The following is a 14,085-nucleotide window of genomic DNA, read 5'->3' as shown; positions in this document are numbered from 1 at the left end:
TTATCCCTTATTGTTTCTTTTACGCGCCAAGATCTTCATTAGTGTCAGAACACTTAGTACTGATATAGTTGCCGCCTTTTATTTCGATCGCTTTTCCTGTGCTTAGAGCAATAGCTACTTTCATTCTGGCGTTTTTCAGGTCTTCCCAGAACGCTCTCCTTGATATCCCAACCCTGGCGGCTGCGTCCTCCTGCCTGAGGCCTTCTATATCCACAAGCCGCAGGGATTCTAGTTCTTCTACTGTTAGGGACATCACTTCAAGATCCGACATCGGGACCCCTCGCGGTTTGAAATATGTGACATCAGGAGTTTGCTCAACACGCCTTGGACATTTTGGTCTTCCTCTGCATTTTTTCATAGGTTACTTATGCACATTGTAGAGTAAATATATAACCATTTCTCTTTTCAGATAGAAAACTATAAATATTTATACTCATATGTGTGAAATTGTACTTTCTATATCTCTGACTTCTCTGCGTTTGTGAGGGGTTGATGTGCCTCCACTTTCTTTGAATAATTTACCGAAAAATGTATAATTTGAGAGTCAGCGGATTTTATATTGGAGCATATAAATATGAAAATCTGCATAAGTGCCTGTGGCAAGGATCCTGATTCTGAAGTGGACCCTCAATTCGGAAGATGCAATTATTTCGTGATCATTGACCCGGAGATAGGGTCCGTAACATCAATCATAAATCCCGGTTCGGAAGCCTCCGGTGGTGCAGGAATTCGGGCCGCAGAGGCAGTGGTGGGTGCAGAGGTAGACACTCTCTTAACGGGAAGTGTGGGGCCGAATGCTTTTTCCATACTATCCGAAGCAGGTATTGAAACCCACTCTGGAATCAAAGGTACTGTAGCCTTTGCCCTTCGAGAATATCAATCCGGAAAGCTTGCTCTCCTTGAGAACTCGAATGCTTCGACTCATAGTGGTATGAATAAGAGTTGAGTTAAAGGTTCAAACTGAGGTTAAAGATTCAAACTAAGAACAAAATATCAAAAATCCAAAACATTTTGTAACAATATTTTATGTGAAATATTTAGAAATATGTAAAACGTCTTAAAGTTTAAAAGGTGACCTGTATGAAAGTATGTATACCCACAAAAGATAACAACGGCATGTCAGGGACCGTAGAGCAGCACTTTGGAAAGGCTCCCACTTATACAATCCTGGATACAGACAGTGGAGAAGTTTCTGTGATCCCCAATACCAGCGAACATATGGGGGGACCAGACCTGCCGCCTAAGTTCCTCCATAATAATGGGGTTGAAATTATGCTCTGTTCAGGACTGGGGTACAAAGCTGTCAAGATGTTTGAGTCTTATGGAATCGATGTTTTCGTGGGTGCCGGAGGTACGGTTCAGGATACACTTGAAGCCTGGAAAGCGGGTAAACTCTGTAATGCCAGTGCTGAAAATACCTGTGCAGAACACGGGCACGATGACTCAGGACACGACCATCATCACTGATGGATGCTCAGTTTATGTACAGGGTTAGAAGGCGCAGCTCATGAAAATTGCAATTGCAAGCGGTAAAGGCGGCACAGGGAAAACCACAGTTGCAGTAAACCTTGCCCTTGCTCTCGAAGATGTGCAGCTTTTTGACTGTGATGTGGAAGAGCCCAATTGCAACTTGTTTCTGGGTTTTGAACTGGAGCCTGTAGAAGAAGTAACCTGTCTATTCCCGGAGATCAATCCTGATAAGTGTACTCTTTGTGGGGACTGTGCTGATTTCTGTAGGTATAATGCTCTGGCTGCCCTTCCCAAAAAAATCCTGCTCTTTCCCTCCCTCTGCCACGGCTGTGGTGGTTGTAGCTTTGTCTGTCCGGCAGGAGCCATAGAAGAAAAGTCCAGGTCTATCGGAATAATCGAAAAAGCGTCATCTGACACCCCTCTCACATTTTTCCACGGTATCCTGAACATAGGGGAAGCTATGGCAACGCTGGTCATCAGGTCGCTTCAGCGGCATATCGATGAGAGCAGACCTGCAATCATTGATTCCCCCCCTGGAACGGCATGTCCCGTCCTTGCAGTTTTGGGGTGTGCTGACTACTGTGTGCTTGTGACAGAGTCTACTCCTTTCGGTTTTCATGATTTCCTTCTTGCCCTGGAAGTTGCAAGAGCTCTTAAGGTTCCTGTGGGAGTCGTTCTCAACCGGGACGGGCTTGGGGATTCAAGGGTGGAAGATTTTTGTAGGGCTGAGGGGATTCCTATTCTGCTTCGTATTCCTAATGATAGGATGATTGCCAGGCTCTATTCAGAAGGGATCCCCTTTGTTAAGGAAATGCCCGAGTGGAAGGAAAAGTTCGAAGAGATGTTCGAAACGATAAAAGCACTGGCTTGCAAAAGCACGGGGGTACAATGAGGCAACTGGCTATTATTAGTGGAAAAGGTGGATGTGGAAAGACCACCCTTACAGCTGCTTTTTCTTCTCTCTCAGAAAATACTGTACTTGCAGACTGTGATGTTGATGCATCCGACCTGCCTCTGATCCTCAAGCCCCAGGTACTTAAAACAGAGGATTGTCTGGGACTGGAACTTGCTTCCATTGACCTGAAACTCTGTACTGGCTGCGGCATCTGCCGGGAAATCTGCAGATTCGGAGCAGTCCTTGAAAACTTCACGATAAATCCGTATAGCTGCGAAGGCTGTGCGGTCTGTACTGTCGCCTGCCCTGAAAACGCGGTGTCTCTGATGCCGAGAGTTTCCGGACAGGTAATTTCCTCCATAACCCGTTTTGGGCCAATGGCTCATGCAAAACTGGACACTGGAGAAGAAGCAAGTGGAAAACTTGTAAACGTGGTCCGAAAAAGGGCCTTAGAACTTGCAGATAGACATTCCTGCAAATTCATTCTAATTGACGGTCCTCCCGGCACTGGCTGCCCGGTTATTGCAGCAATTACCGGAACTGACCTTGTCCTTGTGCTTAGCGAACCCACGGTTTCCGGACTCCACGACCTGAAACGGGCAATCGAACTTACCGCACATTTCAGAATCCCGACGGTTGCCTGCATTAACAAGTATGATATCAACGAGAAAAAGAGCCTTGAAATTGAGGCTTTTTGCAGGGAAGCCGGAATTCCTCTTCTTGCCTGTTTGCCTTATGCAGACATAACTACAGAGGCAATGATGGAGGAAGAAACTGTGATCGAATATGCCGCTCATTCCGGGGACCCCGGGGCTGTAGAGTTTGCAAATATTATCCGTAACCTCTGGGGAGAAATCGAAATGAGGCTTTCAGATACTTCCTAAAAATAAATGTATCTAAAAACCATCCAGAGCAGGGAACCTTAATTTTCCCGAATAATTTAACTGAAAAATTAGAAAGTCAAATAATATCGCAAATGTTAATTAATATCGAAGTCTGTTCTTTTAATATTATTCCTAAATAGTTGATAACTCAAGTAGTAATTCGGTAGTGAGTTCAATACGTAGTTGATGAGGGAATAAAATGGATTATACTCAACTTGCAGAGAAACTGGTCAAGTTACTTGACCTCAGGTACGAACCGGTGGCAGTGAAAGTTGTTAAAAAAGGAGAGCCTATACCCGAAGGGTATCAAGAGCCCGAGAAAAACCTCAGGCACTGTCAGTCTATTATGAAAGCTAGGAAAGGGGAATCTTTCATTATTCCTGCAGGTAAACATGCCTGTGTGGTAGGAGCCTCAAGCCTTGGGCTTATTCCTACACCTGAAAAAGTGGCTTCAGGAGAGTTCCATCATAACCTGGGGATGTTTAACAGCGTGGAAGCGGCAGCCGAAATGATCGCAAAGCGCCCCGCTTTTGAGCCTGAAAGCAGAATTGCAACCATTGTAGGGCCTCTGAAGGATGCAAAGGTCGATCCCGACGTAGTTATTCTTGTGGATAAGCCGGAAACCATTTACTGGGTCATCCCGGCAAGTACCTACTACAAAGGTGGACGGGCAAACTTCAGCAGTGCAGCTTTTCAGGCAACCTGCGCCGACACAACTATTCTGCCGAGCTTGACAGGGGAAATAAATATCTCTTTAGGCTGCTTCGGGTGTAGAAAAGCCACTGACATCGAAAATGATGAAATGCTTATAGGGATTCCTTTCAATAAACTTGAAGACATTGTTAATTCCCTTGAAAAACTCTATGCCGGTCCGTTGCCAAAAGCAAGGCATAAATAATCCTTGATTTTTTTTCTTATTTTTTATTTTTTACTTTTTATTTTTAAATGAGGTTTTTTCTTTTCTCATTGAGTTTTTTCATCTGTTTTCCTTATGGGTATGAAAAATGGTAATAATGGTAATTTATATAATCATCTGATATTATCAATCAACGTACTCGTATAAAAGCTGGAGATTGACTAAAATGGCACTTGTGACTAGAACTGAGCAAATTCAATTTAAATCAGAAACTATCTCAGGACTAGCTCATGCTTCCAAAAATTTGTTTAATACTGCCAACTACATAATACGGCAAAGATTCTTTGAAAATGATAATCTTTACCAGGAAACTGGTGAAAAAGGTGAAGGTATCTGGTATAAACAGCTTTACTCAATGCTAAAAAACACAGAACAATACAGAGCATTGCCAGCACAGACTGCTCAACAGGTACTTAAACTACTGGATAAAAGCTGGAAATCGTTCTTCAAGGCATTAAAGGTATACGCAAAATCTCCTGAATTGTTTATGGGACGCCCTAAACCGCCCAAATACAAACATAAAGATGGGGAACACATCCTGGTATTCACAAACCAGCAATGTAAAATCGTTAATGGTATACTCAAATTCCCAAAAGCGGTAAACCTGGAATTGAAAACCAGATTAGTTGATGTGGACCTCAGAGAAGTACGGGTAATCCCAAACGCAAATAAGGATACGTGTGAAATCGTGTACGACAAAACAGTTTCTTAGAATGAAATTAACTCAAGCCGAGTTTTAGGAATTTATCTTGGCGTTTACAATATTGCAACTATCGCAAACAACTTTGGTGCAAACCCAATTGTTGTTAAGGGTAATACTGCAAACAACATTAATCAGTTCTATAACATGAAAAAAGCCAGGATTCAGCACATATACGATCTGGCTAAAATTAAATGGGGTAGTAAATTAGCAAAACTCGACTTCAAACGAAATAACATGATAAAGGATTATTTCCACAAACTTAGCCGTGGAATCGTTAATTACGCTATCAAAAACAATGTCAAATCAATCATAATTGGCAAAAACGAAAACTGGAAGCAAGACGTTAATATGGGACGAAAAAACAACCAGAAGTTCGTTCAGCTCCCCCTGGCCAGGTTAATTGAAATGATCCAGTATAAAGCTCAGGAAGTCAACATAGAAGTTATACTTCAAGAAGAGAGTCATACATCAAAATGTAGTTTCCTGGATAACGAACCTGTAGAACACAGAGCTAAATACGTAGGCAGAAGGATCAAACGAGGTCTATTCAAATCCGCAACTGGGATAATTATCAACGCCGATGTCAACGGAGCTCTGAACATCATCAGGAAAGCAACTCCAAAAGCATTTGCAGACGGAGTGGAGGGTGTAGGGTTACACCCAAAGAGATGTTTGATAACATCTTTTGAAGATACTTGATTACATTTTGATCATTTATGATAACCTAATGAATTCTACCAGTGCATTTTCTGACTTTCATGGAAATATTTATACCTGCAAAGTTTATTTATGATTATAGTATCCTATTGGTGTTAAAAATCCTCTGGAGAAAAAGTGTGCAGTGTGCGTTGTGCCGGAATAAAGAATGCCTTGTAGGCAAAAACTGCTCTGTTATCAAATCGGGACTTGAGTATAGCGGCGAGGATCTTAAAGCGATCCAGATGTCCGCCTGGCTTGAGGCAGACCCTACAAAAAGGACAAAATTAGAAGAAATTGCAATTTACTCAAAGAGGCTAGGATACAGGAAGATAGGAATTGCTTTCTGTATTGAGCATGAGAGAGAAGCAAGGCGGGTCTATGATATCCTTTCAAGATATTTTGAGGTATTTTCAGTTTGCTGCAAGGTTTGCAGCATCGAAAAAGAAAATCTTGGCATCAAAAAAACCGATAATTTGGAATTTGAAGCTGCCTGTAATCCTATAGGGCAGGCTCTTCTCCTGAACGACGACTGTACTGACCTGAATCTCATGCTGGGGCTTAAAACAGGCTATGATATTCTCTTTGTAGAATATTCGGAAGCTCCTTCAATAACACTTCCTCTTCTGGAGCTGCCCTATCTCGGGGATTCAGAAATTGATTTTATCGACTAAATTTTTAGAACGAACTCTTTAATTTTTATGATTTTAAGCTCCGGAGAAATGCATGTCCGAAAAATCTCTATGCAAATCTGAAACAGACTCTAAACCTGATGCCGAACTTCTTAAAATCAGAGCTCATCACCTCTGTTGTATCCAGGGATTCCAGGGGTATGGGTACAGTCCGGCTTTTGTTGCAAATATGCGGGCTGTGATTTCGGACCTTGAGGCTCTTCCTTCCAGACTTCTCAAGCTTGTAACCGTGTGTGATGCAATTTGCGTTTCCTGCCCCAGTAAAAGGGAATGTACCATCCAGGAATCTGTCCTCTCCCGCAGGATAAGGCAAATGGACCTCGTTGTCCTGGAGAAATTAAGGATAGATGACGGAACCGTTGTGAAGGCAGACGAAGCTTTCAGGCTCATAAATTCAAAATTTAACAAAGCTTCAGATGTCGAAGAGGTATGTGGAACCTGCAAATGGAGGCAGAAGTGCCTCTGGTATATGCATGTAGGAGAATAAGAAGGTCTGGAGTCAAGCCAGGAGAGGTTTGGTTCTCAGCTTAAAACGCTTTTTTAACTTTTTTGCCTTAAACCTTTTTTTCAAGCTTTTTGCCTTATTTCCGGCTATTCACATGTGACAGGCAGGAAGCCCTGTTTCTTTAGCGCAGGGAGGAATGCCGTCAACTTTCTGGCATTCCGTTTCACGTTTGGATTTCTCCACTCTGCTTTGGAAACGAATTTCCATAACAGGTAACACGGTTTTGGAAAACCGTCTCCCCTCGCCAATGTTGGATATGCTTGTCAGGTGTAGCACACCGCCCCTACCTCTCAGGACTTTTAATGCTACACGATAGAGCTACAAACTGAGGAAGCATTCGTAGGTATCATGACATTTCCAACGTAGTCAATTAAGACTTAGGCTGGTCAACCAGGGCTTTTGCAAGCCACACTGCTTTAGCATTGGGTAGTTGACTTTAAGCCGGCACTGATCTCATAGATTTTTGCAAGAAATTCAATGTTCTGGACTGCATTCTGTTCTATCCCCAGCTCATCCGGGGAAAAGCCGAGAGCAAGGCCTAGAAGCTGGGAGTAATGGAGAACGGGGATAGAGTAGTCAGTTCCGAACTTCTCATTGACTGCAAGCTGCCCCTTATCAAACTGAAGGTGACAGAAGGGGCATGCATTGACAATACAGTCCACTTTTGCATTCCGGATGCATGCAAGCTTATGTTCAAGCATTTCCAGGGATTCGGCAGCGTGCCCTGAACGTACTCCTCCTCCTGCTCCGCAGCACATCATTTTGTCGGTATAATCCACACTTTTTGCGCCAGTGGCTTCAACCAGCTCATCAAAGAATTCCGGAGCTTCCGTTTCTCCAAGGTTTCTCTCCTTTGAGGGCTTGATCAGGTGGCATCCGTAATGAAGGGCTACTCTCAGGTCAAGAGGGGTTGTGATGAAGCCCTTGAGTTTTTCAGGTCCGAATTCCTTGTACAGAAACTCAATTATGTGCCTTACCTCTGTGGTTCCCTTAAACTCCATGCCTATTTCTTTGAGGCAGGTGTTTGTGCGGGCTTTCATTTCAGGGTCTTTTTTAAGTTCTATATTAGCATCTGCCAGGGACCCGTAGCACCCGTTGCAAACTGTCAGAATATCCCTCTCCATTTTTTCTGAGAGGACGATGTTTCGGCTGGCAAGGGCAAGCCAGGTTGCTTTATCAAAAGACTTGAACACTCCTGGGGCAGGGCAGCAGGAGGCTCCTGGCAGGTCGGATGCATCAACTTCAAGTTTCTGCAGGCAGAGTTTTGTTGCTTTCTCAATTCCAGGGTAGCGGTTGGGTACGATACAGCCAAGAAACAGCGATAGTTTTTCCATTATTTTCTGCCTCCTTATTTTTCAGCCACCAGCTCGTCGAATTTGCAGGTTTTGAGAAGGATTTTCAGCCCTTCAAGAGCTTCCGGATATTTCTGGACGGTTTCAGGTATTGGGTCCAGGCCGAGTTCTTCCCTTTTTTTCTTTGTTTCCTCATCGAGAGGGACTGCATGTCCGCACTCAAGTACCATTTTCGAAACAAGGCGGTGTTCGGGAAGCATAAACCCTTCCCTGACTGCGAGCCTCCTTAGCTCTAGAATGGCATCTGTAATTGGTATTCCACGTGGGCAGCGCTCCTGGCATGTGTAGCAGGTTGTACAGAGCCATAGGGCATCATCTGAGAGAACAGTAGCTCTGTTCTTGCGCGCATCTCGAATTATTCTTCGGGTATTGAGCCCGGTATGCCGTCCCGAAGGGCAGCTTCCTGTGCATGTGCCGCAGTGCATGCAGGAAAGTATGTCCAGTCCTGCTGCCTTTAACACTTTTAGCAGTTCTTCACTCATACAGGTTCACTGTCTGGTTTTGAGTCTGGTTTTTATATTGATTCTTCAGTTTTAGAAAAGTGAATATAATCGAAAGAAACAGATTGGGGTAAAATACTGCATTCAGGGCAGAATTTCTGATTTTCAGGATGAAGAAACCTATCTACCGGATTATTTCAGGGGATTTCCAGCAAATTATTTCTTTTCAGGTTATTTTTAGCAGAGTATTTTTTGCAGATTTTTCCAGCGTGTTACTCTCTCAATTAGGTTACTCTTTCAATGATTCTCTTCCGGTAAGTTCTCTAGTATATGTTCGTATTACTCTCATAATATTTAACATAAACTAAATCTATTCGGGGTTAAAATCCGAGATCGAGAGATGAACCACAGTTACCGAATGTTTATTGGAGGCTTTTTTGCAAACAAAATTAGGGTATCTCTTTTCAGGGGTGGTTGTAACCTTATATTTTCATTTCAATTTGCCGGTCCGGTTTCGTGTCTATGGGCAAAGGTTATATTTTTTCTATGTTTCGTAAAACCGTTGACATCTATCAATATATCAGTCATTATATATATAACAGGTTATTTATGCGGAACCCCACATCCCAAACAGGTTTCTATTCTTTACATGTAGCTTTCGCCCTGATATATTCTTCCATTCTTCCGGCTTTTTTTCTATTTTATTTCTCAGGAGAAGTTTATCCCAAGGTCTTTAAGCCCATTCAGTTTTGCGAGATTGATCAGCAACGGTGTCAGAGATTCCATGGTGTTTGCTTGCTTAAGAGGTCCGCCGTCCAGAGGTTTGAGGCAGCCCATATTCCGTGTAAGCTCCATAACAAGTTTCTTTGCTTCGGCGTCGTCGCTGCATACAAGCGCATCGTGTACGGCTTTGCATTTAACAACATCTTTGAGCTTTCCTGCAGGTATGTTGTGGAAAGCTGCAACAACTTTGGTAGACTCCGGGACATTTTTCTTGATTGCAAGGGCTGCTGAGCCTTCTACCGGTGGCTTGTATGTCATAAGGCCCTCTTCTTTTACCATCGGGACCACAGGTGAAATAATTATCTTATTTTCAAGGGACTCTTTTATCTCTTCCAGCAAAGACAAAACGTGGTCAAAACGGATCGTAAGTATTATTACTTCGGCTGCCTGTGCGGCATCAAGGTTGTTCATGCCGGTAATTATCGTCTTTGATGTATCAAACCCGCAATTTTCAAGCTCTGATAAAGCTTTTTTTGCAGCCTCATCTGCAGTTTCCAGAGACCTGGACCCGATAATTATCTCATTCTTCACACCATCAGGCATGAGGTTTTGAAGAGCAAGCCTCAGGACCATTCCTTCTCCTATGTTGCCGGTTCCTCCAAGAACAGCTATTTTCAGCTTTTCAGAATTCAATTTGAACAAGACCTCCAGTTTGCTGTGATTTCCCATAACATATGTCCGGAAGTTAATATATCTTCTGTCTTTGATCACTTAATTATATTACTTAATGTTATTGATAAATTATTTTACACTGTAATTCAGGTTTTTTTCAGTCTATTAAAATATAATCTTCTATTAGATTATGTTTATTTTTTATTTTGTTTCAATTTTCTTATAATAATCCATAGAAATATTTATAATGTATCTCGATCTATCTTAAAATAAATTCATCCTGTTCGGGTATTACTGCAGGAATTACTTTGCATATACCTGTATCCTGTTTGCATCCTTAACTTACTATATAAGCAATATCGGGGGGTAGTGTACCTGGGGAGTTACACCAGAAGAGTATTGTACCTGTTAATATTAGTCATAGTCTTTACAGGCATATTCTCTCATTTTAATTTTGTAGTACGTGGCGGAGTCGGGTCTATTGAAGCTGAACAGGATACTTCGGGTCTGTTATCTTCCAGTTTATTATCTTCCGGACTGGTTTCATCAAATTCAAGATTATTGAGCTCCCCCTCATCTCTTTCGGAACTGGTGGAAAGAGATTCAGGCAGAATCTACAAAGAAGATGCCGAAGAGAATCTGACTGCATATGTTCGGCTTTTTCCCGGTGCAGATGCAGGAGTGCTAGAATCCTGTGCCAGGGTTAAAGGATGGGATGAAGCCTCCCTCACTGCTGCAGTCCTCGTTAATGTGGAATCATTTGAGGAACTCTCTTCTCTTAAAGGAGTATCTTCGGTTCAGCCGGCCATTTCTCCTGTTATAAGAAAGGTGGACCGGAAAGAAAAAGTAACTTTTCCCTCTTCTTCAGAAGATTTCTGGAAACCGGCCGGTGTAACAGGAACTGGAATTAAAGTAGGGATAATTTCCGATGGAGTAGAAGATATATCTCAAGCCATGGCATCGGGAGTTCTTCCTGAGGATGTACACATCCTTTCTTCCGGAAAAGGAAAAGAGGGTACTGTAATGCTCGAAATAGTCCACGAAACATCTCCTGGAGCAGAACTATACTTCTATAGCGCAGGCAGCAACAAGCTTGAGTTTAACAGAGCTGTTGATGCCCTCCTTGCCGAAGGTTGCCGGATTATATGCGATGACGTGGGCTGGCCTGATGAACCATTCTTCGAAGATGGAATTGTAGCTTCCCATATCAAGGAAGTAATAGAAAGCCAGGATATTCTCTATGTGAGTGCAGCAGGTAATGACGCAGGCCGCCATTATCAGGGTATGTTTTTTGACAACGGTTCAGGCTGGCATGATTTCAGTTCCGGGACCAGCACCTCCAAAAATATTTATATGGATGTCCCCCCAGGCGAGAAAGCTACTGTGGTTCTCCAGTGGAATGACCCCTGGAACTGTTCCGAAAATGACTACGACCTTTACCTCTACGACTGCTGCAGCGGAAAAGAAATTGCTGCAAGTGAAAAGATGCAGAGTGGCACAGGCGCCCCCCTTGAATATATCAAATACATCAATAGTGACGAAACTGTAAAAACACTGGGTATATCTGTCAAAAAGCATTCCGGAGAAGATCGGATACTGGAAGTTTATATTTACCCTAACTCCGCCGTAAAGGTTCATCCTGATAATCTGGTTGAGGAGGACTCGGTATTCGGGCATCCTGCTGTTCCGGGCGTTATCTGTGTTGGAGCTGTTGATTCCGGAAATCAGGAAAACCAGGGTATAGCACCCTACTCTTCGCGTGGTCCTGTAAGCATCTACTATCCAGGATACGAACTCAGGAACAAGATCGATCTCAGTGGACCTGGCAGTGTGAGAGTTTCAGGCACAAACGGAAAGGGTAGCTTCTTTATGGGCACAAGCGCTTCCGCTCCCTCTGTTGCAGGGATCGGGGCTCTTATCTGGAACATGTACCCCGAAAAGAGCGGCAGTGAAATTCGCGAGATCCTGTGTTCCTCAGCCGAAGATCTCGGAGAACCGGGGTATGACACTATCTTCGGGTACGGGTCAGTTAACAGTCGCACAGTCCACCTTCTTGAAAACCTTTCTCCTGATGGCAATCTGTTCCTGGAAAAATCCGAAGCTTCGCCTGTGGATACAAAAGGAATCTTTATGCTGAAACTTTCCATGCCCCTTGAACAACTCTACTCTCTGGCAAATTTACCTGCCAGGGCAGCATTAAGGGAATTCCGTTGATGGGAGAACAGGCAGGGAAGTTACTGCAGATGATATTTACAGGCTCTGGGATCCTGGGCTCTGAGATTACATGTGAGATTACATGTGAGATTACATGCTGTGAGATTTTCATTCAGTTTTAGCTCAAATCTCCTCCGGCTCACTCATATTTTCACTCAAGCAGCAAAATCCCGACACATGAGGTTTTTTCAGGTTTGCAGAACTCAAGTACAAGCCCTGCCCCTTCCATTGCCTTCTGGATATTTATTCCGACAGCCTCAGGGGCAAACCGCCTCATTTCCGGCTTTACGCATTTTTCAAGGTTGCAGACCTTACATTCGTTGCAGGAGCCGGGCCTCAGAAGATGTGCAAAGGTAAAGCCTTCCCTGAAAGCTTCTTGTTCAAGCTCGAACATCTTATGAAAAGAATCCTTTCGAAGCCCTGACCAGGCTTCAAGGACATCCTTAATTCCTGTTGTGTCACATTCGTCTATAAGAAGAAGTGCACTGCTGTACTCCTCTATAACCTTCCTGAACTCATCAATTGACATTATATGAGGCGGGCAGCTCAACCTTTTCCCATATCCTCTGCACCCGTAAGCGCACTTCAGGGCAATCCGGTTTTCAATCGGAATGTCTCCTGCCTTCAGAAAATAAGCTTTAAGACCCATCTCTGATGCCTTTTCAACAAGGTCCTCGAATTTCCCAAGCATGATAACCCCTTTTCAAAAATATTTTTTGGTTTTACTTTTTGTTTCCTTTTAATTTGTTTTTTTGCTAATTATTTTTTCTATTTTTAAAAAACCGGGATGTACACTTTGTGGATGGTTTCTTTTTATCTTTTACAGGATTATTATGAAAACTAACATTAATCTGTGCATCTATAAGTCCTTATAAGTCCTCATTTTCTACTGGATTTTCTAATTTCAGCCAACGTTCCCAAATATTCCCCAATATTCTCTAATGTTTCCCGTCCTGGGTTACACTTCTATAATTGATAGCAAATAAACTTAGTAGGGATTCCCATGATTAAGAAAGTACCTCTAACTGAACTGAAAAACCGCATGAGCTGCTTCAGAAAACATATGTATACATCAAATCCCGACTGGGAAATGGCTGTTATCTTCAGGAAAATCAATCTTTATTACTTTACGGGCACGATGCAGGACGGGATGCTAATCATTCCGAAGGACGGAGAAGCAACATTCTGGGTCCGGCGCAGTTACGAAAGGGCTCTTGATGAATCTTTATTTTCTAATATAGAACCTATGAACAGTTTCCGGGACGCTGCAGGGAGTGTAAGTACGGTGAGTAAAGGAAGTGAGGGAAGTGAGGGAAGCAAGCTTCCGGACGCAGTCTACCTGGAAACTGAAGTTGTCCCACTTGCCTTATATCAGCGGTTTCAAAAATACTTCCCTTTTAAGAATGTTAAATCCGTTGATACCCAGATTGCCGCTGTGAGGGCAGTAAAAAGTGAATATGAGCTGTCTCTGCTGCGAGAAGCCGGCAAAATTCACAAGCATGTGCTTGAAGACCTTGTACCGGATATGCTGCGGGAAGGAATGAGTGAGGTTGACCTGTCAACTGAACTGTTTTCGGTTCTGGTAAAGGAAGGGCATCATGGAGCATGCCGTTTTGGAATGTTCGATACGGAGATGATTCTCGGTAATGTCTGTTTTGGGGAAAGCTCCATTTACCCGTGTTATTTCAACGGCCCTGGCGGAAAGCGCGGATTGAGCCCTGCAGCACCCGTGCTCGGAAGCCGGGACCGGAAATTAAGGAAAGGAGACCTGGTCTTTGTTGATGTCGGGTGCGGAGTTGACGGCTACCATACGGATAAAACCATGACATACATGTTTGGTTCTTCCCTTCCGCAGTATGCCATAGATATCCATAATAAATGCGTGGCTATCCAGAACGAAGCTGCAGCAATGTTAAAACCCGG

At 43.3% G+C, this 14,085-nt stretch carries 16 protein-coding genes; 11 read left to right on the top strand and 5 right to left on the bottom strand.

All coding sequences use genetic code 11. The features are described from left to right. Positions 1-19 precede the first annotated feature (19 nt). On the bottom strand, positions 20-358 hold the full coding sequence (locus PHF18_RS14180) for a DUF134 domain-containing protein (RefSeq protein WP_300104004.1): 339 nt from the start codon (positions 356-358) through the stop codon (positions 20-22). Between the two features lie 216 nt (positions 359-574). On the opposite strand from PHF18_RS14180, the gene PHF18_RS14175 reads away from it, so the two are divergent. The 9 genes from PHF18_RS14175 (at position 575) to PHF18_RS14135 (ending at position 6,743) form a co-directional block, all read left to right on the top strand. After that, positions 575-946, top strand: a complete 372-nt coding sequence (locus PHF18_RS14175; RefSeq protein ID WP_300104002.1) for a NifB/NifX family molybdenum-iron cluster-binding protein — start codon at positions 575-577, stop codon at positions 944-946. 134 nt (positions 947-1,080) lie between these two features. Continuing rightward, entirely contained in the window at positions 1,081-1,467 is a 387-nt protein-coding gene (locus PHF18_RS14170) for a NifB/NifX family molybdenum-iron cluster-binding protein (RefSeq protein WP_300104000.1), read from the top strand. 40 nt (positions 1,468-1,507) lie between these two features. Continuing rightward, the gene (locus PHF18_RS14165) at positions 1,508-2,362 is read left to right on the top strand and encodes an ATP-binding protein (protein WP_300103998.1); all 855 of its coding nucleotides are present in this window, start codon (positions 1,508-1,510) and stop codon (positions 2,360-2,362) included. Next, entirely contained in the window at positions 2,359-3,249 is an 891-nt protein-coding gene (locus PHF18_RS14160) for a 4Fe-4S binding protein (RefSeq protein WP_300103996.1), read from the top strand. The genes PHF18_RS14165 and PHF18_RS14160 overlap by 4 nt, the downstream gene beginning before the upstream one ends. A gap of 199 nt (positions 3,250-3,448) precedes the next feature. After that, complete coding sequence (locus PHF18_RS14155; protein WP_300103994.1) at positions 3,449-4,147, top strand: DUF169 domain-containing protein; 699 nt, start codon at positions 3,449-3,451, stop codon at positions 4,145-4,147. A 373-nt stretch (positions 4,148-4,520) separates the two neighbouring features. Continuing rightward, positions 4,521-4,877 carry a hypothetical protein gene (locus PHF18_RS14150; protein ID WP_300103993.1) on the top strand — a complete coding sequence of 119 codons (357 nt, stop codon included), beginning with the start codon at positions 4,521-4,523 and terminating at the stop codon, positions 4,875-4,877. A 6-nt stretch (positions 4,878-4,883) separates the two neighbouring features. Further along, positions 4,884-5,567 (top strand): IS200/IS605 family accessory protein TnpB-related protein, encoded by a 684-nt coding sequence (locus tag PHF18_RS14145; protein ID WP_367279201.1) that lies wholly within the window; start codon positions 4,884-4,886, stop codon positions 5,565-5,567. Between the two features lie 137 nt (positions 5,568-5,704). Further along, positions 5,705-6,238, top strand: coding sequence for a DUF1847 domain-containing protein (locus PHF18_RS14140; protein ID WP_300103992.1), 534 nt, complete (start codon positions 5,705-5,707; stop codon positions 6,236-6,238). 52 nt (positions 6,239-6,290) lie between these two features. After that, positions 6,291-6,743: a DUF1284 domain-containing protein gene (locus PHF18_RS14135; RefSeq protein ID WP_300103991.1), complete on the top strand. Its 453-nt coding sequence runs from the start codon at positions 6,291-6,293 to the stop codon at positions 6,741-6,743. A gap of 434 nt (positions 6,744-7,177) precedes the next feature. Here the strand turns inward: PHF18_RS14135 and hdrB are convergent, their stop codons facing one another. The 3 genes from hdrB to npdG form a co-directional block, all read right to left on the bottom strand. After that, positions 7,178-8,095 (bottom strand): CoB--CoM heterodisulfide reductase subunit B, encoded by a 918-nt coding sequence (hdrB, locus tag PHF18_RS14130; protein ID WP_300103990.1) that lies wholly within the window; start codon positions 8,093-8,095, stop codon positions 7,178-7,180. A gap of 14 nt (positions 8,096-8,109) precedes the next feature. After that, a complete protein-coding gene (gene hdrC / locus PHF18_RS14125; protein ID WP_300103989.1) occupies positions 8,110-8,595 on the bottom strand; it encodes a CoB--CoM heterodisulfide reductase subunit C in 486 nt (161 codons plus the stop codon). 666 nt (positions 8,596-9,261) lie between these two features. Then, complete coding sequence (gene npdG, locus PHF18_RS14120; RefSeq protein ID WP_300103987.1) at positions 9,262-9,969, bottom strand: NADPH-dependent F420 reductase; 708 nt, start codon at positions 9,967-9,969, stop codon at positions 9,262-9,264. Positions 9,970-10,539: 570 nt separating this feature from the next. Between npdG and PHF18_RS14115 the strand changes: the two genes are divergently transcribed. Further along, positions 10,540-12,162 carry a S8 family serine peptidase gene (locus PHF18_RS14115; protein ID WP_300103986.1) on the top strand — a complete coding sequence of 541 codons (1,623 nt, stop codon included), beginning with the start codon at positions 10,540-10,542 and terminating at the stop codon, positions 12,160-12,162. 151 nt (positions 12,163-12,313) lie between these two features. Here the strand turns inward: PHF18_RS14115 and PHF18_RS14110 are convergent, their stop codons facing one another. Continuing rightward, a complete protein-coding gene (locus PHF18_RS14110; RefSeq protein ID WP_300103985.1) occupies positions 12,314-12,853 on the bottom strand; it encodes a DUF2284 domain-containing protein in 540 nt (179 codons plus the stop codon). Between the two features lie 312 nt (positions 12,854-13,165). On the opposite strand from PHF18_RS14110, the gene PHF18_RS14105 reads away from it, so the two are divergent. Then, on the top strand, positions 13,166-14,085 hold a 920-nt coding region (locus PHF18_RS14105), incomplete at its 3' end, for a Xaa-Pro peptidase family protein (RefSeq protein ID WP_300103984.1).

Origin of the sequence: Methanosarcina sp. (genome assembly GCF_028693135.1) — an archaeon.
Taxonomy (GTDB): Archaea; Halobacteriota; Methanosarcinia; order Methanosarcinales; family Methanosarcinaceae; genus Methanosarcina.
This window is presented reverse-complemented; position numbering and strand designations above follow the sequence as displayed.

Bases quoted from the DNA above. Each gene is read 5' to 3' on its own strand.
- PHF18_RS14180 (WP_300104004.1), bottom strand. From the start codon at position 358: ATGAAAAAATGCAGAGGAAGACCAAAATGTCCAAGGCGTGTTGAGCAA.
- PHF18_RS14175 (WP_300104002.1), top strand. From the start codon at position 575: ATGAAAATCTGCATAAGTGCCTGTGGCAAGGATCCTGATTCTGAAGTG.
- PHF18_RS14170 (WP_300104000.1), top strand. From the start codon at position 1,081: ATGAAAGTATGTATACCCACAAAAGATAACAACGGCATGTCAGGGACC.
- PHF18_RS14165 (WP_300103998.1), top strand. From the start codon at position 1,508: ATGAAAATTGCAATTGCAAGCGGTAAAGGCGGCACAGGGAAAACCACA.
- PHF18_RS14160 (WP_300103996.1), top strand. From the start codon at position 2,359: ATGAGGCAACTGGCTATTATTAGTGGAAAAGGTGGATGTGGAAAGACC.
- PHF18_RS14155 (WP_300103994.1), top strand. From the start codon at position 3,449: ATGGATTATACTCAACTTGCAGAGAAACTGGTCAAGTTACTTGACCTC.
- PHF18_RS14150 (WP_300103993.1), top strand. From the start codon at position 4,521: ATGCTAAAAAACACAGAACAATACAGAGCATTGCCAGCACAGACTGCT.
- PHF18_RS14135 (WP_300103991.1), top strand. From the start codon at position 6,291: ATGTCCGAAAAATCTCTATGCAAATCTGAAACAGACTCTAAACCTGAT.
- hdrB (WP_300103990.1), bottom strand. From the start codon at position 8,095: ATGGAAAAACTATCGCTGTTTCTTGGCTGTATCGTACCCAACCGCTAC.
- hdrC (WP_300103989.1), bottom strand. From the start codon at position 8,595: ATGAGTGAAGAACTGCTAAAAGTGTTAAAGGCAGCAGGACTGGACATA.
- PHF18_RS14110 (WP_300103985.1), bottom strand. From the start codon at position 12,853: ATGCTTGGGAAATTCGAGGACCTTGTTGAAAAGGCATCAGAGATGGGT.